The sequence below is a fragment of the Pseudomonas sp. TE3911 genome, assembly GCF_054062775.1.
Genome location: NZ_JBSSFP010000001.1, coordinates 2,393,296 through 2,417,592 on the forward strand (window position 1 = coordinate 2,393,296; position 24,297 = coordinate 2,417,592).

General features: G+C 60.8%; 17 protein-coding genes and 1 pseudogene. 15 read left to right on the plus strand and 3 right to left on the minus strand.

From position 1 onward, the window contains the following. Nucleotides 1-31 precede the first annotated feature (31 nt). Nucleotides 32-2,095 (plus strand): TonB-dependent receptor, encoded by a 2,064-nt coding sequence (locus ACVWXD_RS10850; protein ID WP_457370987.1) that lies wholly within the window; start codon nucleotides 32-34, stop codon nucleotides 2,093-2,095. 223 nt (nucleotides 2,096-2,318) lie between these two features. Here the strand turns inward: ACVWXD_RS10850 and ACVWXD_RS10855 are convergent, their stop codons facing one another. Further along, nucleotides 2,319-2,837 carry an SgcJ/EcaC family oxidoreductase gene (locus ACVWXD_RS10855; RefSeq protein ID WP_095184873.1) on the minus strand — a complete coding sequence of 173 codons (519 nt, stop codon included), beginning with the start codon at nucleotides 2,835-2,837 and terminating at the stop codon, nucleotides 2,319-2,321. A 164-nt stretch (nucleotides 2,838-3,001) separates the two neighbouring features. Here ACVWXD_RS10855 and ACVWXD_RS10860 point away from each other — a divergent pair, with 164 nt between their 5' ends. The 11 genes from ACVWXD_RS10860 (at nucleotide 3,002) to ACVWXD_RS10910 (ending at nucleotide 18,562) form a co-directional block, all read left to right on the plus strand. Beyond that, entirely contained in the window at nucleotides 3,002-4,168 is a 1,167-nt protein-coding gene (locus tag ACVWXD_RS10860) for a sensor histidine kinase (protein WP_181643925.1), read from the plus strand. Then, complete coding sequence (locus ACVWXD_RS10865; protein WP_032891304.1) at nucleotides 4,165-4,818, plus strand: response regulator; 654 nt, start codon at nucleotides 4,165-4,167, stop codon at nucleotides 4,816-4,818. The genes ACVWXD_RS10860 and ACVWXD_RS10865 overlap by 4 nt, the downstream gene beginning before the upstream one ends. Continuing rightward, entirely contained in the window at nucleotides 4,815-7,130 is a 2,316-nt protein-coding gene (locus ACVWXD_RS10870) for an ATP-binding protein (protein ID WP_457370988.1), read from the plus strand. Before ACVWXD_RS10865 ends, ACVWXD_RS10870 begins: the two co-directional genes overlap by 4 nt. Then, entirely contained in the window at nucleotides 7,127-7,615 is a 489-nt protein-coding gene (locus ACVWXD_RS10875) for a response regulator (RefSeq protein ID WP_095184877.1), read from the plus strand. Before ACVWXD_RS10870 ends, ACVWXD_RS10875 begins: the two co-directional genes overlap by 4 nt. Before the next feature lie 39 nt (nucleotides 7,616-7,654). Further along, entirely contained in the window at nucleotides 7,655-8,170 is a 516-nt protein-coding gene (locus ACVWXD_RS10880) for a sterol desaturase family protein (protein ID WP_457370989.1), read from the plus strand. 156 nt (nucleotides 8,171-8,326) lie between these two features. Beyond that, nucleotides 8,327-9,694 (plus strand): hypothetical protein, encoded by a 1,368-nt coding sequence (locus ACVWXD_RS10885; RefSeq protein WP_032891300.1) that lies wholly within the window; start codon nucleotides 8,327-8,329, stop codon nucleotides 9,692-9,694. After that, nucleotides 9,691-10,203 carry a sorbitol dehydrogenase gene (locus tag ACVWXD_RS10890; RefSeq protein WP_181643928.1) on the plus strand — a complete coding sequence of 171 codons (513 nt, stop codon included), beginning with the start codon at nucleotides 9,691-9,693 and terminating at the stop codon, nucleotides 10,201-10,203. The genes ACVWXD_RS10885 and ACVWXD_RS10890 overlap by 4 nt, the downstream gene beginning before the upstream one ends. After that, a complete protein-coding gene (locus ACVWXD_RS10895) occupies nucleotides 10,200-12,413 on the plus strand; it encodes a GMC family oxidoreductase (RefSeq protein ID WP_181643929.1) in 2,214 nt (737 codons plus the stop codon). The genes ACVWXD_RS10890 and ACVWXD_RS10895 overlap by 4 nt, the downstream gene beginning before the upstream one ends. 300 nt (nucleotides 12,414-12,713) lie before the next feature. Next, complete coding sequence (gene mexE, locus ACVWXD_RS10900) at nucleotides 12,714-13,955, plus strand: multidrug efflux RND transporter periplasmic adaptor subunit MexE (protein ID WP_032891296.1); 1,242 nt, start codon at nucleotides 12,714-12,716, stop codon at nucleotides 13,953-13,955. A 15-nt stretch (nucleotides 13,956-13,970) separates the two neighbouring features. Further along, complete coding sequence (locus ACVWXD_RS10905) at nucleotides 13,971-17,150, plus strand: efflux RND transporter permease subunit (RefSeq protein WP_032891294.1); 3,180 nt, start codon at nucleotides 13,971-13,973, stop codon at nucleotides 17,148-17,150. Next, a complete protein-coding gene (locus ACVWXD_RS10910; RefSeq protein WP_181643931.1) occupies nucleotides 17,147-18,562 on the plus strand; it encodes an efflux transporter outer membrane subunit in 1,416 nt (471 codons plus the stop codon). Before ACVWXD_RS10905 ends, ACVWXD_RS10910 begins: the two co-directional genes overlap by 4 nt. An 841-nt stretch (nucleotides 18,563-19,403) precedes the next feature. Here the strand turns inward: ACVWXD_RS10910 and ACVWXD_RS10915 are convergent. Continuing rightward, nucleotides 19,404-19,594, minus strand: a pseudogene (locus tag ACVWXD_RS10915) (hypothetical protein); the annotation flags it as partial. Nucleotides 19,595-19,783: 189 nt separating this feature from the next. Between ACVWXD_RS10915 and ACVWXD_RS10920 the strand changes: the two are divergent. Then, nucleotides 19,784-20,260 carry a hypothetical protein gene (locus ACVWXD_RS10920; RefSeq protein ID WP_457370990.1) on the plus strand — a complete coding sequence of 159 codons (477 nt, stop codon included), beginning with the start codon at nucleotides 19,784-19,786 and terminating at the stop codon, nucleotides 20,258-20,260. 190 nt (nucleotides 20,261-20,450) lie between these two features. Here ACVWXD_RS10920 and ACVWXD_RS10925 read toward each other — a convergent pair whose 3' ends face one another. Beyond that, nucleotides 20,451-21,473: an AraC family transcriptional regulator gene (locus ACVWXD_RS10925; RefSeq protein ID WP_260368134.1), complete on the minus strand. Its 1,023-nt coding sequence runs from the start codon at nucleotides 21,471-21,473 to the stop codon at nucleotides 20,451-20,453. Nucleotides 21,474-21,602: 129 nt separating this feature from the next. Here ACVWXD_RS10925 and ACVWXD_RS10930 point away from each other — a divergent pair, with 129 nt between their 5' ends. Both ACVWXD_RS10930 and ACVWXD_RS10935 read left to right on the plus strand, forming a co-directional pair. Further along, nucleotides 21,603-23,201, plus strand: a complete 1,599-nt coding sequence (locus ACVWXD_RS10930) for a J domain-containing protein (protein WP_401379613.1) — start codon at nucleotides 21,603-21,605, stop codon at nucleotides 23,199-23,201. Continuing rightward, a complete protein-coding gene (locus ACVWXD_RS10935) occupies nucleotides 23,198-24,190 on the plus strand; it encodes a hypothetical protein (protein WP_401379615.1) in 993 nt (330 codons plus the stop codon). The genes ACVWXD_RS10930 and ACVWXD_RS10935 overlap by 4 nt, the downstream gene beginning before the upstream one ends. Nucleotides 24,191-24,297 lie beyond the last annotated feature (107 nt).

The window sequence follows — 24,297 nt, forward strand, 5'->3', positions numbered from 1 at the left end:
TGAAGTCTTTTGGTCATCAGGAAGCGTGCTCATGCCTGCTCCATTTACTCTGTCCCGCGCACAGCGTATCGCTGTGCCCTCCTCACTCTGGCCGCTGCTCTCAGTGTTTGCACTCACGCCACTGGCCCATGCAACCGAAAGTTCGGCCCTCACCCTTGGCACCGTCAGCGTCCAAGGCAGCACCAACGCCAGCGGCCCGCTGAACACCGCCAGCGTGCTCAGTTCGGTCGACATCCTCGGTGCCGACATCCTGGAGAAAATGCCGGTCAACTACAGCTGGGAGCTGTTCAGCCGTGCGCCAGGGGTCATGCTCACCGAATTCAACCAAGGCACCACCTCCGGCAAGATCTCCTTTCGCGGTTTCAACGGCGAAGGTGAAGTGAACGCGGTGAAGCTGCTGATCGATGGGATCCCCAGCAACAGCAACGACGGCAACATGCCGTTCATGGACATGATTTTCCCCATGGAGCTGGACAGTATCGAAGTGGTACGTGGTACCAGCGACGCGCGCTACGGCCTCAACAACATTGCCGGCAACGTCAACATGCTGACCCGCACAGGAGGCGACTACACCAAGGCGCGAATCCGCTACGGCAGCTACAACACCCGCGAGACGCAACTCGCCAAAGGCATCGAAGGCAGCAACTGGACGCAGAATTACTTCTTCGCCTACCAGAAAGCCGATGGCTACCGGGATCATGCCCAGGCGGATAAATTCTCGATGTCCGGCAAATGGTTCTACACCCCGGACGACAGCAGCTACCGTGTCGGCCTGATCGCTCGCCATTACGAAACCGAGGCGCAAGAGCCGGGATATTTGAGTGAAGACGACGCCCGCCACCACCCCACCATGACCAACCGCTACAACGCCACCGACAAAGGCACGCGGCGGATGAACCAACTCAGTGTGCACGTCGATACCGAACTGGCCGAAACATTGGCCTGGGCGGCAAAAACCTACCTCAACACCTTCGACGACCGACGCTGGACGCAATACTGGCGCACCAGCTCCCAGCAGGAGCGCGACGCCTACGAAACCCAGTACGGCGCCCTCACCTCCCTGACCTGGCGGCCCGAGGTAAGCGGGCTCTACGCCTTCGCCCTGGAAGGCGGCGCGGACGTCCAGCAGCAACAGAACACCAGTGAACGCTACCGGACCCAGAACCGCACACGCCTGGCGCAAACCCGCGACCAGCAGTTCGACTTTGATACCTACGGGGCTTACATCCAGGCTGAGATCAAACCGTTTGAATCGCTGAAAATCATCCCGGCCTACCGCGTCGATAAAATCCACGGCGACTTCACCAACCAAATGACCGGCATGGATTACGCCATCAACGACTATGGGCTGATCAAACAACCCAAGCTCAGCGTGGTGTACTCGCCGTGGGACGTGGCCAGCGTGTACGCCAACTGGGGCCGTACCTTCCAGGTCGGCACCGGCGCCGCTGCCTACAAGATACCGCCACGGGATACCGACCTCGCGCCGTCGATCAACGAAGGCTGGGAAACCGGTATCAAGTTCACCCCCGCCGACTGGATCGACGGCCGCGTCGCCTATTGGCAGCAGGAAGCCAGCGGCGAAGTCAGCCGCCGGCTCAATGACCCGAATGGCGAATCGGATAACGTCGGCGAAACCCGCCGCTGGGGTTACGACGCGCAGTTGAACCTGCACCCGAACGACCGCACCGACATCTGGATGGCCTACGCCTGGCAGTACTCGAAAATCCTCCAGCCCAGCGCCACCCTGCCCAACAGCAAAGGCCAGGAAATCGACCACATCCCCCATCACCTCTACAACGCAGGCATAAACTACAAAGCCACCCCCGCGCTGCAACTGACCGCGTGGATGAACGGCCAGACCCACTATTACCTGGAGCGCGAAAACACCAAGGGGACTTACGGCGGTTACGTGTTGATGAACCTGGGGGCGACGTACCAAGTGACTGAATCCGTCAGTGTCGACCTGCAACTGAAAAACCTCACCAACCGCTACTACGAATACGTCTGGTACGACCCGGACGGCGCGAAGGCGTCACTGCACTCACCCGGCGACGGGCGTGCGCTCTATACCGGCGTCACCTTGGACTTCTGAAAGGCAACCCCTTGTTATCAAACATAAAATAAGTCACTGATTTTAAAGGGTTAACCATTTCCCTAAACGGGCCTGTTTTTGTGACGAGCGTGGCCTCTCACATTTGGATAGGGAGAGGTCGTCAAATGCCCATGGGTTCCGGGTCCGTCACAGGGGCACTCTCCCAACCACCACAAAAAAATGCCTACCCCCGCCAAGGGGTAGGCATTTTTTCCTCCCATCGTTACTGCTTAGCGTGCTTGACCTGCACCTCAGGCATCGCCGAAGAGTGGTGATTAAGAATTTTCCACTGGCCCCCCACCTGCTCATAAACGAAGGTGTAGCGCGCCTGCACATGGCTGACCTGCCCCTTCGCGTCGGTCAGGGTGAAGGTGTAGACCCCGCTGTCCATGGCTACGTTAGTGCCCAGTTGGCGGATTTCACGGTAGTTGATCTGGCCTACCGGCTTGAGTGCCAGGAAGTGATCGAAGTAGTCCTTGATCTGATCCGGCGTAGTGCGCACTTGGTTGGACACGGTGGGCTGCAGCACCGCGCCCGGCGCATACAGGTCGACCACCGAGGTGACGTTGCCGGTCTGCAAAGCGCTGTTCCAACGGTCAAACAAACCGGCAATCTCCCGGTCCTTCACATTGGCCGGCGCCTGGGCCACCTCACGGTAGACATACGGCGACGTTTCGGCGGCCTGAACAAACGGAACGCTCAAGGCAAACATCAGGGCGATTGCTGCGGGCTTGAATTGCATTGGGATACTCCAGTGGTGTTCGTTGAGCCCACTTTGCCAAGCCGACCGTGGCGCGCCATCGGCCAACCGGAGTCATTTACCTATGCCATTTGGCAGATAGCGCCCAAGGTGTTTAACCATGTTTAATAGACCCCCCGCACGCCCGCAGCACTGGAGCATCACCCATGCATAACCCGCCCCATGACCCCGGCAGCGCCTTGGCCATGCGCGCGCATTTCCGGCAATCGGAAAGCCGCACGGCGCGGCTGCGGCTGTTAGTGGATACCGGGCAGGAGCTGAGCCAACTGGCCCCCGACGCCATGCGCGAACGCGTGCTCGCACGGGCTTGCGCGTTTCTTGCGATGGACCATGGCCTGCTGCAGGAATGGGCCGCCGACGGAGCTGTTCGCACCACGGCGAGCCATGGCAGCCCGGCACGCTTGACCAGCCTGGCCGCCCTCGCTGACCGCGATCTGCGCGCACCTCGCTGGAAGGAGCAGCCTCACAGCGTGCTGCAAGTGCCGTTGCGTGGCAGTGACGGCAAAGCGTTTGGCCTGCTGGTGTTGGGCAATAGTGTCAGCCTGCGGGCACCGGAGCACGAAGACAGCGAATCCCTGCAACTGCTCGCCACCCTGCTGGCCACTCACCTGGAAAACGATCGCCTGCTGACCACCCTCAAAACCCGCGACAAGACGCTGTCCGACCTGGTCAACCGGCTGTTTCGCGCCCAGGAAGACGAACGCAAGCGCGTGGCCTACGACCTGCACGACGGCCTGGCACAGACCCTCGCGGGTTTGCACCAACGGCTGCAAGGGTTTGCCGGCCGCTGCCCCGTACTGCCGGACGCACTCGCCGCCGACTTGCAGGCGATTCTCACCCTGGCCCAGCACTCCGTCGGTGAAGGCCGTCAACTCATCGCAGGTCTGCGCCCCACCGTGCTGGATGATTTCGGCCTGTTCAAAGCCCTCGACAAAGAAGCCGACCGTCTGCGCGACGCTGGCATCAACGTGGTGTGGCTCGTCCACTGTGAAACGCGATTGCCCAGCCAGGTGGAAATCGCCCTGTTCCGGATCGGCCAGGAAGCCATCAACAATATCCTCAAGCATGCGCGCGCCAGCCGGGTGAACCTGACCCTGGCCTTGCACGACGGCCAGGCTTCCCTGCGCATGGACGACAACGGCAAGGGCTTCACTTCGGCCCCCTCACGCGATGACGCCCAGCATCTTGGCCTCGCGACCATGCAGGAGCGTGCCAGCCTGCTGGGCGGCAGCTTCACCTGCGTCAGCGCAGTCGACTGCGGTACCCAACTGCACGCCCGCGTGCCAGCCCACTTGCCTGGAACTCCTCAATGACCGACGTCCTGCGTCTCGTACTGGCAGACGACCATGAAGTCACGCGCACCGGTTTCGTCTCTCTGCTGGCCGGCCTCGCGCAGTTCGAGGTGGTCGGTCAAGCCAGCGATGGCCTGCAAGCAGTGGAGCTGTGTGAGCAACTGCTGCCGGATATCGTCATCCTCGACATCCGCATGCCCGGGCTCAACGGCTTGGGCGCCGCTCGGTTGCTGCAAGAGCGCCTGCCAGCGGTGAAAGTGGTGATGTTCACCATGGACGACAGCCCCGAATACCTGGAAGCGGCGATGAATGCCGGTGCGGTCGGCTACTTGCTCAAGGACGCCAGCCGTGCCGAGGTGATCCAGGCCCTGCAAAAAGTCGGGGCCGGCGGCGAAGCGCTCAACACAGCGGTCAGCACGCGGCTATTGCGCCGCATGACCGAACGCCAGGCCAGCGGCGCGGCCCCCACCGAAAACCTCACCCCGCGCGAGCGCCAGGTCCTTGGCTTGGTGGCCAACGGCATGAGCAACCGCGCCATCGGCGAGCAGCTCGGGATCACCACTGGCACCGCCAAGGCCCATGTGGAACGCGTGATCGGCAAGCTCGGCGCAGCTGATCGCACCCAAGCCGCCGTACGCGGCATCGCCTTGGGCCTGGTGACGTCACCATGAAGCGGCGTTGGGCCGACCTGCCACTGCGGGGCAAGGCGCTGGTGGTGATCTCGCTGCCGCTGGTGGTGCTGTTGCTGTCGCTCGTGCTGATCTACACCACCGAACGCCAGACCGCCCGCGCCGAAGAGGACGTGCGCCGGGTGCTGCGCGTGCAAGGCGATATCCAGGCCGTGCACACCCTGCTCGCCGAGGCCGCCGCCAGTGTGCGCGGCTACCTGCTCACTCGCCGCGAAGACTTCCTGCCCAGCTACCTCAACGCCAGGCCGCAGATCGAGTCCGCCCTACGCCGGCTTGACCACAACGTGCGTGATCAACGGGTACGCGAGCAACTCAGCGCCATCAAGCCGCTGATCGATGGCAAGGTCGACGGGCTTGAAGAGATGCTCAAGGACCGCGACGCCACGCCGCAATCGATCAGTGCCATCCTGATCAGCAACAAACACATCCTCGATGCGCTGCGCCAACACATCAGCACCATGCTCACCCTTGAGGCGTCGTTGCTGGCCGAGCGCAGCGCGGCGGCGGCCGAAACCCGTCAGCGTTTGTTGCTGTCCACCTGGCTGGCGGCGATTTGCGGCTTGTTTGGCGCCATCGTCGCCGTGTTGTTCCTGTCCAAAGGCATTGTGGCGCGGGTCCAGAATGTGCAGCGCAACGCCCAGCGCCTGGCCCTCGGTTCGCCGCTGCTGCCGCAACCGCCGGAGCACGATGAAATCGGCCAATTGGGCACCAGCCTCGTAGAAGCAGGGTTGCTGCTGGCCGAGCGCGAGCGCGCATTGCGTGACAACGAAGAACGCTTGCGGCTGATCATCGATGGGGTCAAGGACTACGGGATCTTCGCCCTCGACACCGCGGGCTATGTCACCAGTTGGAACAACGGCGCCGAGCGGATCAAGGGCTACACCGAACAGGAAATCATCGGCCAGCATTTCTCGGTGTTCTACTTGCCCGAGGAATGCCCTCAGCACCCGGACATGGCGCTGCGCGAAGCCACCCGCAACGGCGATTACACCGAAGAAGGCTGGCGTTGCCGCCAGGACGGCACGCGGTTCTGGGCCAGCGTGGTGATCACCGCGCAGTACGACGGCACTGGCGCCTTGCGCGGTTTTTCGAAGATCACCCGCGACATCACCGACCGCCGCGCGGCCGAGATCGCTCTGCGCAAGGCCCGTGAGGAAGCCGAACGTGCCAGCCGTGCCAAAAGCGAGTTTCTGTCGCGCATGAGCCACGAACTGCGCACCCCGCTCAACTCGATCCTGGGCTTTGCACAACTGCTGGACATGGACGCGCCCAAGGCGCAAAAGGCCGACGTCGGGCATATCCTGCGGGCCGGCCAGCACTTGCTGACACTGATCAACGAAGTGCTGGACATCGCCAAGATCGAGGCGGGAAGCCTGGCGTTGAATATCGCGCCGATCCCTCTGGCGGAGGCGTTGCAAGAGGCGCTGTCGCTGGTGTCGCCGATGGCCGCCGAGGCGGGCATTCGGTTACAGCCATTGCCCGCCTTGGCGGCGGATGTGGGCATCGTGGCCGACCGGCAACGCCTGACCCAGGTGCTGCTGAACCTGCTGTCCAATGCGATCAAATACAACCAGCGCGATGGCGACGTCAGCATCGAAGTCAGCATTGATGGGCCGCGTATCACCGTGTCGGTGTGTGATACCGGCAACGGCATCGCGGCGGATCACCTGGGGCAATTGTTCAAACCGTTCGAACGCCTGGGCGCCGACCCCAATGTGGAAGGCAGCGGCCTGGGCCTGGCCCTGAGTAAAAGCCTGCTGGAAAACATGGACGGCCACCTCAATGTGCAAAGCCAGGCCGGCATTGGCTCACGCTTCACGCTGGAGCTACCGTTCGCGCGCGTAGCGGCATTCCAGCGCAGTACCACGCCCGTCATCGACACCCAGTTGCCGCGCCCAGTCCCCGCCGCCTGCACGTTCCTGGGCAAGGTGTTGTGCATCGAAGACAATCTCTCCAGCCTGGCGCTGATCGAAACCCTGCTGCAACGCCGACCGGGGATAAAACTGCTGTCGAGCATGCAAGGCCAACTGGGCCTGGACCTGGCCGCGCAGCACGCGCCACAGTTGATTCTGCTGGATGTCTGCCTGCCGGACCTCGACGGATTGAAGGTGCTGCAACGCTTGCGCCAGTCACCGATCACCCGTGACACACCGGTACTGATGATCACCGCCGACGCCAGCGACCTTACCCGCCAGGCTCTGCAGGACGCCGGCGCAACCGCCGTGTTGAATAAACCGATCAACGTGCCCGCGTTTCTCGCCCACCTCGACCAGTCTTTCCCGGAGCCCGCGTGAACCTCGACCTGCGCATTCTAATCATCGACGACCAACGCCCGAACCTCGATCTGGTGGAGCAACTGCTGGCGCGCGAAGGGCTCACCAACGTGCTGAGCAGCACCCAGCCGCTGCGCACCCTGGAGCTGTTCAACAGCTTCGAACCGGACTTGGTGATCCTCGACCTGCACATGCCGGAGTTCGACGGCTTTGCGGTGCTGGAACAACTCAACCGGCGTATCCCCCAGGGCGAATATCTGCCGATCCTGGTACTCACCGCCGACGCGACCCGCGACACCCGCCTGCGCGCCCTGGCCCTGGGCGCCCGGGACTTCATCAGCAAACCCCTGGACGCGCTGGAAACCATGCTGCGGGTGTGGAACCTGCTGGAAACCCGGGTGCTCTACAAGACCTTGCGCACCCTGGTACCCGCGCAGCACATCGAGTTGTTGCAACGGCGTGAATCAACGGGCAATCTGCCCGCCGCCGGGGAGGACTCGGCTTAACTTCCCCCTCGGTTCATGCACCTCAAGGACGATCCGCACATGGCGGCTTCAAACAAATGGCTGATGTCGTCAGTCGCGTATTACCTGGATTTCTTCACCGTTCCCCTGTTTATCGACCTGGCGCTCTGCCTGGCGCCACTTGATCCGCTGCAACTGCTCGCGGGCTTCATGGCCTGGACGCTGGTGGAGTATTCGGCACACCGCTTTCTGTTCCACTCGCTGTATCGCCACGAGCACTGGACCCACCATGTGGATGTGCTGGCCTATATCGGTGTGTCGAGCTGGAAAACCAGCTCCACCTTTGCGGCATTGCTGCTATCGGCCTGGTACGCCGGTTTGACCTCGGCGTTTGTCGGCGCGGTGACGGGCTACTTCTATTACATCTCGGTGCACTACGTAATGCACCGCCCGGCGCATTGGGCCTATCGATTTATTCCGGGGCTGGTGGCCAATCACGACCTGCATCATCGCAAAGGCATCGAGAAGAACTTCGGCGTGTCTTCACCGCTGTGGGACCATGTGTTTCGCACCTATATCCGCGCAGAGCGTGCCTGAAGCGCCTCTGAGCGATTGTTTTTATTACGAATAAATCTAGCGTCCCGTACACCGGCATTTCCAACCTTATCTACGCTCAAGCCCGTGCCAGGAGGCGCATTGAAGAGTCCATGACGGACCCACTGTCTCCTGGCGTCTGATGCCTAGGAGATACCGATGAGAATGGAAACCCATCGCCCCCGGCCCGGGTTCGGCTGTGCGCTGTTTGGCGCGTTGCTGAGCCCCCTGGTCGTCGCGGCCCCCACGTTGTCTACGCAAATACCCTTCGATGTCACGGCGACCCCGCCCTTCTCTCTCGACAGCCTGCAAGCCAACTTCGATGAAATGTCGTGGCAGACGTTCATTGCGCTGAACTGGCCGGTCCTGGCCGATGGCAAGCCCAATACCGGCGTGCAGATCGGCCAGCAGGACGCGGCCACGGTGTGGGAAAGCTACAAGGAGAGCTACCAAATCTTCCTGCCCCAAGGGCAGAAACCAGCGGCCTGGCAGGCGCCGGCCAGTGTACCGGCGGCCTGTGAAGGCAAGGGGTCGGGGCGCTTGTTGCAGCAAATGGGCAAGGTCCCGGATGTGCTGGACGAGTTTATTCAGCCGTTTCAAAGCGGCCCGCTGGTGGACCAGAGCGGCGTGTACACGCGCAATGAAATCGTGGTTAACCAATCGATGTTCGACGGCATCGTCAACAATGGCCTGTACAGCATCCAGGGTCAGCAGGCATTTTTTGCCGCCAGTGCGACCAATGCGGTGGCATTCAGTTGCGGCAACCCGGCCACCAGTGACGTGGGTTCGTTGATGGTCAAGGCCTCGTGGAAGGTGCTGGACGGCAACGACAACCCCAGCAGTTTCCACACCGTCGATGCCCTGGTGTATACGCCAGGCAACAGCGACCCGAGCAAAGGGCCGGTGGTGGCCGAGTCCTGCGTTGCCGAGCCGGTGGGGCTGGTGGGGCTGCATATCGTGCATAAGACCACCAGTGCGCCGCAGTGGGTGTGGTCGACCTTCGAGCACGTTGACAATGTCCCGGAAAAAACCACGCCGCCTGCCGAGCGCAAAGGCCCGTACCTGTTCTACAACGCCAGCAGCCATGCCGAGGTCAACCAACCGCCGCCACGGCCCTGGAACCCGGCGGTAAAGGCCACGCCATCGCAGATCGTGCGCGAGATCCCTTTGACCGATGAAACCAAGGCGCTCAACAGCACTTACCAGAACCTGCTGCGTACGGTTAACCCCAACAGCGTCTGGGCCAATTACCAGTTGATCAGCACCCAGTGGCCTACCCTCAGCGGCCAGCCACCGTGCCAGATCTCGGCCACCAAACCGTTGGGCAATCCAGCGCCTTCGTTCCTCGCCAATGCAACGCTGGAGACCTATATCCAGGGCACGGTGCCCCAGGCGTCCTCCAGTTGTATCGCCTGTCACGGCAATGCCGCCACCCACGTGACGCAATCACCGCGCACCAGTTTCGCCGACTTCACTTACCTGCTCGAACGCGCTCAATCCACCGGTGTGACAAGGAGTCAGCCATGAGTACCGACTTGGACAATTTTACCGGCCTGAGCGTGGTGCTCACCGGCATCAATCAGGAACTGCTGGCGCCGTCGGTAGACCCCATCGGCCTGCCCACCCTGTTTCTGAATTTCGTTGGTCCTCGCGTGGGCCAAGACGTGCTCAGCGCCCTGCTCGCCCAATACGCCGCGCTGGCGAGCGAGCAGCAGACGCCGCAGCAAATCGGCAACGCAATCCTGATGCAGAACGGCCAACCCGCCGCCACGCAAACTGCCCAAGCGGCGCGCGCGATCATGAAACTGTGGATGCTCGGCGTGTGGTATCAGCCGTACGCCCAAGGCGCGTTCCCGGTGAACGAGCAAACCGTGGTCAGTGCCGAGGCCTACACCCAGAGCTGGGCGTGGAACATCGCCCAGGCCCATCCGATGGGCTACAGCGAGTTCTTCTTCGGTTACTGGAACAGCCCACCACCGAGCCTGGAAGACTTCACCGGGGTTACCGCCAGCCCACAGCCTGGAGCATCGTCATGAGTACCGAACAAGCAGACGTAGTGATCGTCGGTGCTGGCCTGGCGGGCAGCATCATTGCCTATCAATTGGGCTTGGCGGGGGTGAAGGTGCTGGTGCTGGAATCCGGCCCGGAAGTCCCGGCCAACCGAAACCAGTACCTGGAGCGTTTCTACACCGCCACGCTGAAGACCCCCGAGTCCCCCTATCCGCCGGTGAGCACCCTCAGTCCGACGCGCAACCCAGCCGAACAGAACGCACCGCGCGCGACCATCGCTGACCTGCTCGATGACAACTGGAAAAATCCCGAGGTCAGTTACCTGGTGCAAAAAGGCCCGTTGCCGTTCACCAGCACCTATGAGCGCGTCGGCGGCGGCACTACCTGGCATTGGGTCGCCACGTGCCTGCGCATGCTGCCGAATGATTTTAAGATGAAGACGCTGTACGGCGTGGGCGTGGACTGGCCGATCAGCTACAACGACCTGCAAAGCGCTTATTGCCGCGCCGAAGCAGAAATAGGCGTGGCGGCCAACGTCGCCGACCAGGCCTACCTGGGCATCACGTTCCCAACCAACTATGAATACCCGATGACCAGCATTCCGCTGTCGTTGGTGGATGGCAGCTTCGTCAGCGCGGTGCAGGGCCAATCGTTCCAAGGACTGCCGCTGGTGGTGAGCCCCACCCCAGCCGGGCGCAACTCGCAGCCGTATGCCGGGCGACGGGTGTGCGCAGGCAATACCAACTGCACGCCGATCTGCCCGATCCAGGCCAAGTACGACGCCACGGTGACCCTGAACAATGCGCTCAACACCGGCAATGTGCGGGTGCTGTACAAGACCGTAGCGAGCAAGGTCACGGTGGCAGCGGACAAGACTGTCAGCGGCATTGAGTTCATTCAGTATCAGTTGGGCGATGGGCCGGCCACCGGCACTGGCGTCGCGATCGGGCAGCGCTATGTGATCGCCGCCCATGCCATCGAAACGCCAAAACTGCTGCTCAACTCCACTAGCAGCGCCTGGCCCCAGGGCGTGGCCAACAGCAGTGGCCAGGTCGGTCGTAGCCTGGCGGACCACCCGATCTACCTGGCGTGGGGCTTGATGCCGGAAGGTAAGACGGTGTTCCCGTACCGTGGCCCGGTGTCCACCGCCGGCATCGAAAGCCTGCGCGACGGCGCCTTTCGCAGCCAGCGTGCGGCCTGGCGGATCGAGATAGGCAACGAGGGTTTCAACTGGCCGATCGGCGACCCGTACACCACGGTGGCCGACCTGATCGATGGCACCAACGTCAGCCGCACCAACCCACTGCCAAAGTCCACGGACGCGTCCCAGGTGCTGTTCGGCACGGCACTGGTGCAACAGCTGAACAACCTGCTCACCCGGCAGTTCCGGGTGGGGTTTCTGGTGGAACAAGTCGAGGACGACCCGAACAAGGCCAACTGCTACATCGTGCCGTCCAGTCAGTACAAAGACCGTCTGGGCATCCCGCGACCGGAAATCCATTACAACCTGTCGGACTACACCAAGGAAGGCTTCAAACAGGCGCGGATTCTTGCCAGCCACGTCATCACTGAGCTGCTGGGCGCCACCGAACTGACCACCGATATCAAGCCCGGGTTGTTTGAATACCAGGGCGAGTCGTACTCCTTCCAGGGCGCCGGGCACTTGATGGGCACCTACCGCATGGGCGCCGACCCGGCCACCTCGGTGGTCGACAAATACCAGCGCAGTTGGGACCACAACAACCTGTTCCTGGTGGGCGACGGCGTGTTCCCCACCACCGGCACCTCCAACCCGAGCCTGACCATTGCCGCGCTGTCGATCCAGGCCGGCGACACCCTGTGCAACGACCTCAAAGCCGTCACCGTGCAGGTGCAAGCCAACCAGCCATGGCAAGGCACTGGCGTGCAGATCAGCGGCCCAAGCCCGCGTGTGGTGCGGTATGTCAGCGGCCATTGGCTGGCCAGCCCGGTCGGCGGCATGGTTGATGGCAATGGCAGTCCGGGGTTGATCGCCAAAGCGGGCTACACCCTGCCGGGCGCAAATGAAGGCGCGCTGGTTGGGCGTGTGGGCAGCAGCGGGACACCGTTTCTGGTGGGGGATCTGGCCGAGATTCCGCCGGGGCAGACGGGGGAATTGCAGCTGTGTATCAACGATGATCTAGAGGGGCGCTATGGCATTGGTTTGGGGGATAACCAGGGAGCGCTGACGGTGCAGATCGGGTTCGGTACAGCGTAGGGCCCACGGCCAAACACCGTCCGGTCGTTTTGACTGGACGGTTTCACCCGTCCATACGCCCACCTCAATGCGATGCCTGACACCCCAACCGCCACACCCTCTCAGTGCTTGTTGCGAACCACGCAACAGTCCTTTGTCATCACGCCCATTGATAGCACCCTAACGAAACCCCCATCCTAGAGGGCTAACCTCGCGCTTATATCATTCGCAATGATAGTTACCTTTGCTTCATTCGATTCGTGACATACCACCCCGCCGCGCATGATCCGCCCATCTCAAATACATTGGCGGATGCACCTCATGGAACAGTCACTCAAACATTTGCGCTTCCCCCTGGCGATTTTGGCCGTGGTGGTGATGAGCGCGTGCGGCAAGACCCCGGAACAAGCGGCCGCCATGCCAGCCGCCAAAGTCAGTGTGGCCAAGGTGCTGGAACAACCGGTGAACGAGTGGGATGAATTCACCGGTCGTTTGGAAGCACCGGAAACTGTGCAGATCCGTCCACGGGTTTCTGGCCAGATTGACCAAGTCGCTTTCACCGAAGGCGCTTTGGTCAAGAAAGGCGACCTGCTGTTCCAGATCGACCCGCGTCCGTTCCAGGCTGAAGTGCGCCGCCTTGAAGCCCAGTTGCAACAGACCCGCGCCGCCGCCACCCGCAGTGACAACGAAGCCCAACGCGGCGAGCGCCTGCGCCAGAGCAATGCGATCTCCGCCGAACTGGCCGACTCGCGCACCACCGCCGCCCAGGAAGCCCGCGCCGCCGTCGCCGGGATCCAGGCGCAGTTGGACCTGGCCAAGCTGAACCTGAGCTTTACCCGCGTAACCTCGCCAATCAGCGGCCGCGTCAGCCGTGCCGACATCACCGCCGGCAACCTGGTGACCGCTGACGTCACCGCGCTGACCAGCGTGGTTTCCACCGACAAGGTCTACGCCTATTTCGACGCCGATGAGCGCGTTTACCTCAAGTACACCGAGCTGGCTCGCCAAGGCCGCCGTGGCGCTACCACCCCGGTTTACCTGGGCCTGTCGAATGAAACCGGCAACCCGCACCTGGGCCAGATGAACTTCGTCGACAACCAGGTCAACCCGGCCACCGGCACCATTCGTGGGCGCGCCGTGTTTGACAACAGCAAGGGCGAATACACCCCTGGCCTGTACGCACGCCTGAAGCTGGTGGGCAGCGGCACCTACTCCGCCGTGCTGATCAACGATGAAGCCGTGGGCACCGATCTGGGCAAGAAATTCGTACTGGTGATGGACGGCGACAAACCGGCTTATCGCGCCGTGGAACTGGGGCCGAAGATCGAAGGTTTGCGCATCGTACGCAGCGGCCTGAACAAGGACGACACCATCATCGTCAAGGGCCTGCAGCGTGCACGCCCCGGCTCGCCGGTCGCCCCGGAAACCATTCCGATGGCCAGCAAAGAAACCCTCGCCGCCTTGGCCCAACAACGACAAGCGCTTGAAGCCAGCAACCTGGAACAAGTGGCGCCGGATAAAGCCGCGCCCAAACTTGCCAGCGTCGCGACTCCACGCGGTTAAGGGATACGACTCAAGATGAATTTTTCCAAGTTCTTCATTTCGCGTCCGATCTTCGCAGCGGTGCTGTCGCTGCTGATTCTGATCGCCGGCGCGATCTCGCTGTTCCAACTGCCGATCAGCGAATACCCGGAAGTGGTACCGCCGACCGTGGTGGTGCGCGCCAACTTCCCCGGCGCCAACCCCAAGGTCATCGGCGAAACCGTGGCCGCGCCGCTGGAGCAGGCCATCACCGGCGTCGAGAACATGCTGTACATGTCCTCGCAGTCGACCGCCGACGGCAAGCTGACCCTGACCATCACCTTCGCCCTGGGCACCGACCTGGACAACGCGCAGGTGCAGGTGCAAAACCGCGTGACGCGGACTCAGCCAAAACTGCCTGAGGAAGTGACGCGCATCGGTATCACCGTGGACAAGGCCTCCCCCGACCTGACCATGGTGGTGCACATCACCTCGCCGGATCAGCGCTACAACATGCTCTACCTGTCCAACTACGCGATCCTGAATATCAAGGATGAGCTCGCGCGGCTCGGTGGCGTGGGCGATGTGCAGTTGTTCGGCATGGGCGACTACTCGTTGCGTGTATGGCTGGACCCGAACAAGACCGCCTCGCGCAACCTGACCGCCACCGATGTGGTGACGGCGATTCGCGAGCAGAACCGCCAAGTCGCCGCCGGTGCCTTGGGCGCGCAGCCTTCACCTAACGACACCAGCTTCCAGCTGTCGGTCAACACCCAGGGGCGCCTGGTCACCGAAGAAGAGTTCGAGAACATCGTGATTCGCGCTGGCGATAACGGTGAAATCACGCGCCTTAAGGACATTGCACGGGTCGAGCTGGGCTCCAGCCAATATGCCCTGCGCTCGTTGATCGACAATCAACCAGCGGTGGCGATCCCGATCTTCCAGCGCCCGGGCTCTAACGCCATCGACATCTCCAACGATGTACGCGCCAAGATGGCGGAGCTGAAAAAAAGCTTCCCCGAAGGCATGGACTACCGCATCGCCTATGACCCGACGGTGTTCGTGCGCGGCTCCATCGAGGCGGTGGTTCACACGCTGTTCGAAGCACTGATCCTGGTCGTGCTGGTGGTGATCCTGTTCCTGCAGACCTGGCGCGCCTCGATCATCCCGTTGGTGGCGGTGCCGGTCTCGCTGATCGGTACGTTTGCGGTGATGCACCTGTTTGGGTTCTCGCTTAACGCACTGTCGTTGTTCGGATTGGTATTGGCGATTGGTATCGTGGTGGACGACGCCATCGTGGTGGTGGAAAACGTCGAACGTAATATCGAGTTGGGGCTTGAGCCCTTCCCCGCCACTGAAAAAGCCATGAGCGAAGTGACCGGTCCGATCATCGCGACGGCGCTGGTGCTGTGCGCGGTGTTCGTGCCAGCAGCCTTTATCAGCGGCTTGACCGGGCAGTTCTACAAGCAGTTCGCGTTGACCATTGCGATCTCCACAGTGATCTCCGCGTTCAACTCGCTGACCCTGTCCCCTGCACTGGCAGCGGTGTTGCTCAAGGGCCACAACGCGCCGAAAGATGGCTTCTCCAGGTTCCTCGACAAGCTGTTGGGTGGCTGGTTGTTCCGTCCATTCAACCGCTTCTTCGAAAAAGCCAGCCACGGCTATGTCGGCACCGTTCGCCGGGTGATTCGCGGCAGCGGCATCGCACTGTTCCTGTACGCAGGCCTGATGGTCCTGACCTGGCTGGGCTTTGCCCACACACCGACCGGTTTCGTACCGGCCCAGGACAAGCAATACCTGGTGGCTTTCGCCCAGTTGCCCGACGCCGCCAGCCTGGACCGCACTGAAAACGTGATCAAGCGCATGTCTGACATCGCCTTGAAACAGCCCGGCGTGGAAAGCGCTATTGCCTTCCCGGGCCTGTCGATTAACGGGTTCACCAACAGCCCGAACAGCGGCATCGTGTTCGTGACCTTGAAGCCGTTCGATGAGCGCAAAGACCCGAGCATGTCCGCCGGTGCGATTGCCGGCGCGTTGAACGGCAAGTACAGCGACATCCAGGAAGCCTACATGGCGATCTTCCCGCCGCCACCGGTACAGGGCCTCGGCACTATCGGCGGGTTCCGTCTGCAGATCGAAGACCGTGGCAACCTGGGCTATGACGAACTGTACAAAGAAGTGCAGAACGTCATCACCAAGAGCCATGGCGTGCCGGAACTGTTCGGCCTGTTCACCAGCTACACGGTCAACGTGCCCCAGGTCGATGCCGCCATCGACCGCGAAAAGGCCAAGACCCACGGGGTGGCGATCAGCGACATCTTCGACACCCTGCAGATCTACTTGGGCTCGTTGTATGCCAACGACTTCAACCGCTTCGGCCGTACCTATCAGGTCAACGTGCAGGCGGAGCAGCAGTTCCGCAATGATTCGGACCAGATTGGCCAACTGAAAGTGCGTAACAACAAGGGCGAGATGATCCCGCTGGCAACCTTCATCAAGGTCAGCGACACCTCAGGCCCGGACCGCGTGATGCACTACAACGGCTTTATCACCGCTGAAATCAACGGCAACGCCGCTCCGGGCTACAGCTCCGGCCAGGCAGAAGCGGCGATTGAAAAACTGTTGAAGGATGAACTGCCCAACGGCATGACCTATGAGTGGACTGACCTGACTTATCAGCAAATCCTCTCGGGCAACACCGCGCTGTTTGTGTTCCCGCTCTGCGTACTGCTGGCGTTCCTGGTACTGGCTGCTCAATACGAGAGCTGGAGCCTGCCACTGGCGGTGATCCTGATCGTACCGATGACGCTGCTGTCGGCCATTACCGGGGTGATCATCTCGGGTGGCGACAACAACATCTTCACTCAGATTGGCTTGATTGTACTGGTGGGCCTGGCGTGTAAGAACGCGATTCTGATCGTCGAGTTCGCCAAGGACAAACAAGCCGAGGGCCTCGACCCGCTGGCCGCGGTGCTGGAAGCCTGCCGCCTGCGTCTGCGGCCGATTCTGATGACCTCGTTCGCCTTCATCATGGGTGTGGTGCCACTGGTGTTGTCCAGCGGTGCCGGTGCCGAGATGCGTCATGCCATGGGCGTGGCGGTGTTCTCCGGGATGATCGGTGTGACCTTCTTCGGTCTGTTGCTCACGCCAGTGTTCTACGTACTGATCCGTCGTTATGTGGAGCGCAGCGAAGCGCGCAAAGCGGCCAAGGCCTTGAAGCTGGAGACACAGCAATGAGTGTGAAAGTATTCCTGCCGAGCTTGCTGGTACTGGCGCTGAGCGCCTGTGCCGTGGGCCCGGACTACAAGACCCAGACCCCGGAGGCGGCGAACATCACCGCCGCCGCGGACGCCAAGCAGTATGACCACGCCAAGTTCGAAGGCATCTGGTGGCAGCAGTTCGAAGACCCGACGCTTAACCAGTTGGTGACTCAATCGCTGCAAGGTAACCGCGATTTGCGCGTAGCGTTTGCCCGCCTGCGCGCTGCTCGTGCAATCCGCGATGACGCCAGCAATGATGCCATGCCGACGATTACCAGCCGCGTCAGCAGCGACCAGGGCAAGGGCCAGATTCCGGGCCAGACCACCCGCCGGGTCAAGACCGAGCGTTACGACCTGGGCCTGGACATGGCCTGGGAACTGGACCTGTTCGGCCGCATCCAGCGCAACCTGGAAGCCACCGACGCCGACCAGCAAGCCGCCGAAGCCAATCTATACCAGCTGCAAGTCACCCTGATTGCCGAACTGGTGGACGCCTACGGTCAACTGCGCGGCGCACAACTGCGTGAAAAGATCGCCCTGGACAATCTGAAGAACCAGCAAGATTCGCGCACCATCACCGTCAGCCTGCGCGACGCCGGTGTGGGTGACCAACTCGACGTGGAACGCGCCGACGCACGCCTCGCAGCCGTTGAAGCCAGCGTGCCGCAACTGCAAGCCGAACAAGTGCGCGAACGTAACCGCATCGCCACCCTCCTCGGCCAGCGTCCGGACAAGTTGAGCGTGGACCTGGGCCCGAAAGACCTGCCGGCGATTGCCAAGGCGTTGCCGATCGGTGATCCAGGCCAACTGCTGCAACGTCGCCCGGACATTCTCAGCGCCGAACGCAAACTGGCCGCCGCCACCGCACGTATCGGCGTGGCCAAGGCCGACCTGTTCCCACGGGTCAGCCTCAGCGGCTTCCTCGGCTTTACCGCCGGGCGCGGTTCACAGATCGGTTCGTCCGCCGCGAATGCCTGGGCCCTCGGCCCGAGCATCACCTGGGCCGCGTTCGACCTGGGCAGCGTGCGCGCCCGTTTGCGTGGCGCAGACGCCGAAGCCGATGGCGCCCTGGCGACCTATGAGCAGCAAGTGTTGCTGGCACTGGAAGAATCCGAAAACGCCTTCAGTGACTACAGCAAGCGTCAGCAACGCCTGATCTCACTGATCCGCCAAAGCGAATCCAGCCGCGCCGCCGCCGACCTCGCTGCCATCCGCTACCGCGAAGGCACCGTGGACTTCCTCGTCCTCCTCGACGCCCAACGCGAACGCCTCGCCGCGGAAGACTCCCAGGCCCAGGCCGAAGTGGACCTGTATCGCGGGATCGTGGCGATCTACAAGGCACTCGGAGGTGGATGGAAGCCAGACACCGTTGTAGCAACGGCGAAGTGATGTAAAGAGCTCCTTTGGTTGGTCGCATCCAACCAATTTTTAGCCCCGTGGCCTGTTTGGTCATGGGGCTTTTTTTTGGTCGGATACTTTTCAGGCGTGTGCATTGGGACGTGCCCCCCACACTCCCCAGCGATATCGGTCAGAACATTCTCCATTCACATCGCAAACTAACGTTGACCGATTCATGGTCGACAAGGAATGGAATGCTTAATACAAACAGCAGATTGATATGGGTATGGTCGTTACGAATGCATTCAGTGTTGATGACGAAACTTGGAGAAAGGAAAAATGCGAACCAAGCAATGAACGATCTTGCCTACTTTGTCGCCTCTGCGAACTATAGTTCCTCCGTAGGTGAGCGTGCGTATGCGATGACAAAAGGGAGCGGCGTCAACAAAACTCTCTCCATGCCGCTCCCGATTCTCGCTCAACGCCCAACGACACCCAAGATACCGCTATAACTCTCAGAAACACTCAAACATAAAGCGGACACATGTAACGACAACCCCATTAACAATGCAAACGACAGCGCAACATACCTTTTCATACATTCACCCTCTTAAACTCAACTTCATAAGTTAATGATCAACATTTCCGCATGCAATACATGCATTAAAACGACCTCACTCTTTCAGCTACCCATACGTTCTCCTCATAGCAGGCGCAGTTTTTTTTGCATTGAGTGCTTATGCCGCGACACCTGAGTAGGAGTCAGCGAATACATCGGTGAGAACCGCGCCACCACTGTGCATGAATTATAAATCCATGTAAGCCAGACACTTCCCCAAAAGCCGTAGGATCGCACTGTCAGACGTCGACGAAGGATATAGCTAGCTACTTCTTAGTCCTTTATACCCCGGGCACAAATTCGAATAACCTCATTCAACATCAAATTCCGGTAATGCCCAGGATTCGACCCCGCCCACTTGCGAAACGCCTCATAAAATGAGCTCGCAACCGCAACCTTGCAGTAATCTCGACAAATATGATCTGCGGTTCCGCCACCCACACAATCGCCCGTTCTTTGCGCATACGGCCTTGGGGCCTTCGGTTTCCAGCCAGGTGCCAGCAGGCAGTCAGAGATACGCTTTAGGAAGTTGCCCTCACGCTACCTTGCAGTATCTGTCAGACCATTCTGAAATTACAGCGCTGACTAAGGTTGGCCGGTCCTAGGTCGATAAGGGATGGAATGCTTAATACAAACAGCAGATTGATATGGGAATGCTCGTTACGAATGCCGCAGCCACGCTATCGAAGCAAACTGATGCTCGCGTAGTCAGAAATCCGACGATGGTGACAAATGCGTCCACTGTGAATGAAGAGGCCAAGGCGGCGGAGACACTGAAGCTGAAGGGTCAAGAAAAAACCAATGACTTAAAGGCATTCTTAAAAAATTATGACATGACATCTATTAGCACGTACGAGCTGAAAGATGTAGGAGGAAGGCTATACGAGGCAGGTCTGATAGATGGGAACACATTTAGTATGTTCATTTCCGGCGATGGCGCATTCGATGAAAATGGGCACCAGACAAAACAGGACGTTAAGTTCAATGCTATAGCGCTATTCAATGAGAAATATGAAGATCAACTGGCATATTTCAGTACCGACCGCTACTCGAAACCCGGAGATGTCACCTATATTCTTGGTGGAATGAAAAGTGCAAATCAAGTGATCAATGCCTGGCCTATTTTGTAAACTCTGAAAATAACAACCTGTCGGTAGATGAGCGTGCCTGAGCCACGACTCGTAGAATTGCAGTGCAATCAACCGCGCATGAATTATCAATCCAAGTAAGCCGGGCACTTCCTAAAAGTTCGAAGGATCACGTTGTCGGACGCAAACGCAAGACACAGCCAGTTATTTCTTAGTCCCTTGCGCCCCGAACTTAAACGCGAGTGACTTCATTCAAAATCAAACTCCGATAATGCCCAGGATTGGACCCCGCCCACTTCCGAAACGCCTTATAAAACGAGCTCGTGTCCGCAAACCCTAACCGCGCGGCAATCTCGGCGAAGCTGATCTGCGGTTCCGCCAGCCACACTATCGCCAGTTCTTTGCGCACGCTGTCCTTGAGGCCTTGGTAGGTTTGCCCTTCTTCCGCCAGACGGCGGCGCAGGGTTGAGGCGGAGATGCATAAGGTGGCCGCAAGGCCTTCGGTTTCCGGCCAGGTGTCGGGGGGCATTTGGCGCAGGTCGTGTTTGATCCGTGTGGCGAGGCTGTCGGGGTCGCGGTATTTGACCAGGATGTTGGCCGGCGCGTGGGCGAGGAAGCGCTTGAGTTCTTCAGGGCTGCGCTTGATGGGCAAGTCGAGGCAGTCAGCGGAAAAGATCATACGGGTGCGCGGTCGGTCGAAGCGCAGGTTGTCGGAAAACATGACTTGGTAGTCGTCGTAAAAGTCTGGCTGTGGGCAGCGCAACTCAATAGCCAGGATGGGAATGCGCCGTCCCGCCAGCCAGCAGGCGACGCCGTGCACGATCATCCAATAGGTAAAATAGGTGAACGCGCGCTGCGGCTTAGGCTCGGGCTCGTGCAGGACAATCTCTGCCAGGCTCTGTTGGCGCACCAACTGGGCGGGCATGCGTTCCAGCATCAGCGAGAGGAACCCCAAACCGGTTTCCAGGCTGGTAGCAAGCGTTGGTTGCGCCACGCAGGCATGGCACAAAAACGCCAGGCTGCCGGACTTGAGCTTGCGCGGGTCCATGCCGAAGAATTCATCGTCCATGCGCCGTGCCAGCAAACGCCACAGCCGCGCATAAGCGGTAGCCGGAATGCGTGCGGTCGGCAGTTCGAGCAACCCAGGGTCAATCCCGACTTTGCGCAAGACTTCAATCGTGGCTGCACCGGTTGCACAGCTCTGCAACAAGGCCTCGCGTACGAGGTGGATGGAGATGGTGTCTTTTTCCAACATTGGCGCCGCCGTGCCCTGTGTGGCGTGAAGTGCGGCCATCTTAGGCAGTCGCGCGGCAAAAGAGTAGGCACCGAGGTATTGGTCTCGGGTATTCTGCGCCGGGATTTTTACCGACAGGGAGTGGAATCGATGAGTTGCTGGGAAGTACTTGGGCTGCCGTCCGACGCCGATGCTCGCAGTATCAAGCGCCAATACGCGGTGTTGCTCAAACAGCATCGCCCGGATGAAGACCCTGTCGGCTTCCAGCGCCTGCGCGAGGCCTATGAGCACGCGCTGCAATGGAGCCGTTATGAAGCGCCCGTCGAAGTGCCGCAAGCGCTCCCGGTCGACACAGTGCAGCCCGCTACGACCGAGCCCGACACGCGCTTGGACCAGGCGCAAGCCTTGGTGGACGACGCCACACCGGCCAATCTTGCGCGTCTCTATGAGCAAGCCCAGCACATTGGATGCGCCGAGGCTTTTGAGGCCCTGCTGCTGCAACGCTGCCTGAATGGCACGGAACCCGCGATTGCGGCCTGGGCCGTCACTCATCTGCACTGGCTCACGCCCTGGCAACGGGAAACACCCGTGCGACTGCCCGACTATCGTCTGGCTGCCTTGTTGGAGCAGATGTTTACCGACGTCGAGCACACGCTCACCGAATTACTCAATCAACAACAGGTCGAGGCCTTCACGGCGGCCTTGATCGAGTTGCATAACACCGAATGGCTCAAGCCCCTGGCGCGCCATGCGCGGCTCAATGACGTACTCGCGCGCACGCTGCTGGCCAGCACCTTCTGGTCCGAGCCGCTGTTCGAAACCCTGTGCACCGAGCAGGCCTGGTCCGATCAGTACCTGGAAAACCACTGCCCCGAGCCTGAGTGGTCGGCGTTAAAGGAACGCAATGTACTGGAGCGTTTCAGTGCACAGGTCTACCACCAGGCCAGCCTGGACAGCCGTGACCCCAAGGCGCGCGCGGCCAGGTTGCTGTTCGGCGACATGACGCTGGAACAACGCCAACGCCTCTCCCGGCGCTTCGGCGAATCCGACTGGAACGCCTGCCGCACCCTCAGCGAAACCCTGCTCAACCAGTACCCGGCCCTGTGCGCACACATGCCCGGTGAGGATCCCTACTTCTGGCGCGACTGGGAACGCATCAGCCGCCCCTGGCCGATGTTTGTGGCGTTGCTGGGCATGGCCGTCGGCTGGGCGATCCACGACCAGCAAATGACCGACCACACCCTGATGGAATCCCTCGGCATGGCCCCTACCTGGGCCTTCCTGATCGCTATACCGGCCCTGCTCATCCTCGCGATCTGGCGTCCGGTCACCGACGGTTTTGGTGAAATCGATGAGCGGCTTGCCGTGCACCTGTCGCCCTGGCTGAGCTTTCGCCGGCCGCCACCGTTGGTGATCCGCGAGATTCTGCCGTGCTGGGTGCTTGGCCTGTTGATCTGGATGATCCTCGGCAACTACGCGTTGGCGGGCTATGTGTTGACGTTGCAGGGCCTGGGCCTGGCGCAGCGCGTGCTTGGTCGGCCGGGATTACGTGCAGCACTGAGGTGGCGCTGGCCGGCGCGACCGTCGACGCGCCAATGGGCCATCGGCCTGGGCCTCGGCGCCCTGCTGCTGAGCGCCGCGCAGATGTACGAAAACAATCAACGTATCCACCGTGATGAGGGCTTGCAGCCGTTCTTGATGAGCCGTTGCAGCGGACTCAAAGCTGGCGCGCCGGGGTGTACACCATGAACCGCATCACCTTTGCTGCCCTCTGCACCTTCGTGCCCCTGGCGCTGAGCACCGTGGGCCTGCTGACGAATACCGATATGCTCGCCCCGCTGAAAACCTGGGCCAACCGCCCGGCAGCGCTTGAGCACCAGCAAGCCCAGGCGCTGCGTCCGGTGATCGACTGCCTCAACCGAGTCGACAGCAATTGGCGAGTGGCGTACTTCAACTACCGCAGCCGCAGCCCCCGCGCCAACGACCCGAATATGGCGTTCATCGAGCGTTTCCCCGAGCTGTATCAGCGCACACAAGGCCCGCAATTGAGCCTGCTGGACTACGACGCCAAACGCCCGGACCTGTGCCTGCTGACGTCCTCGCAAAGAAGCGCACTGCAAAAATACTTGCCGCAGATCGCCGCGCTTCGCAACGACTATATGGACCACCTGCTGCAGGTCTATTCATCGGTGAAAGCGTTCGACTTCTACCCCAGCGCAACCGTCCCTGGCCTCACCCCTGCGCAGCGGGCGATCAGCGATGCGCAGTTCTTCCCTGTGGCGGAAAAATTCCTCACGGTCTCATCCGAACTGCGCGCCGCCGTGGACGTAGCCGACCGCCGGATACGCCTGCAACAACTGCAGCAGTTGCAGGTACGTGACGAACACCAGATGGCGCTTATCGCCGGCCTGATCCTGCAGACCCGCGATACGATGCACAGCCTTGACCCACGATCCCCCAAGCAATTGGCGGACGCATTGAGCGACATACAGCAGACCTGGGATTACGCCCAGCGGTACCTGCGCCCCAACCTACCGACCTCCGAAGCCAAGGCCCAACAGTTGTGGCAGCGGATTAAACAACCCGGTTACGACTACCTTGGCGCGCTCCAAGCACTTGCCCAGCATTCCAGCGAAACCCCCGATCCAGACAGGCTAAACGCTGATTACTTTGAAACACAACGGCGCTTTGACTTGCTGGTGGACGCCTATAACCAGGCCGTCGGACAGGACTACTGAGCGGCCTTCTCCTGGTCGTTCAGCCACTGTTCAGCAAACGTCAATATTTCCTGTTTAGCAATGAGTATCATTATGTTACAACTTAGGCTCCTATCTAGTTACGCTCT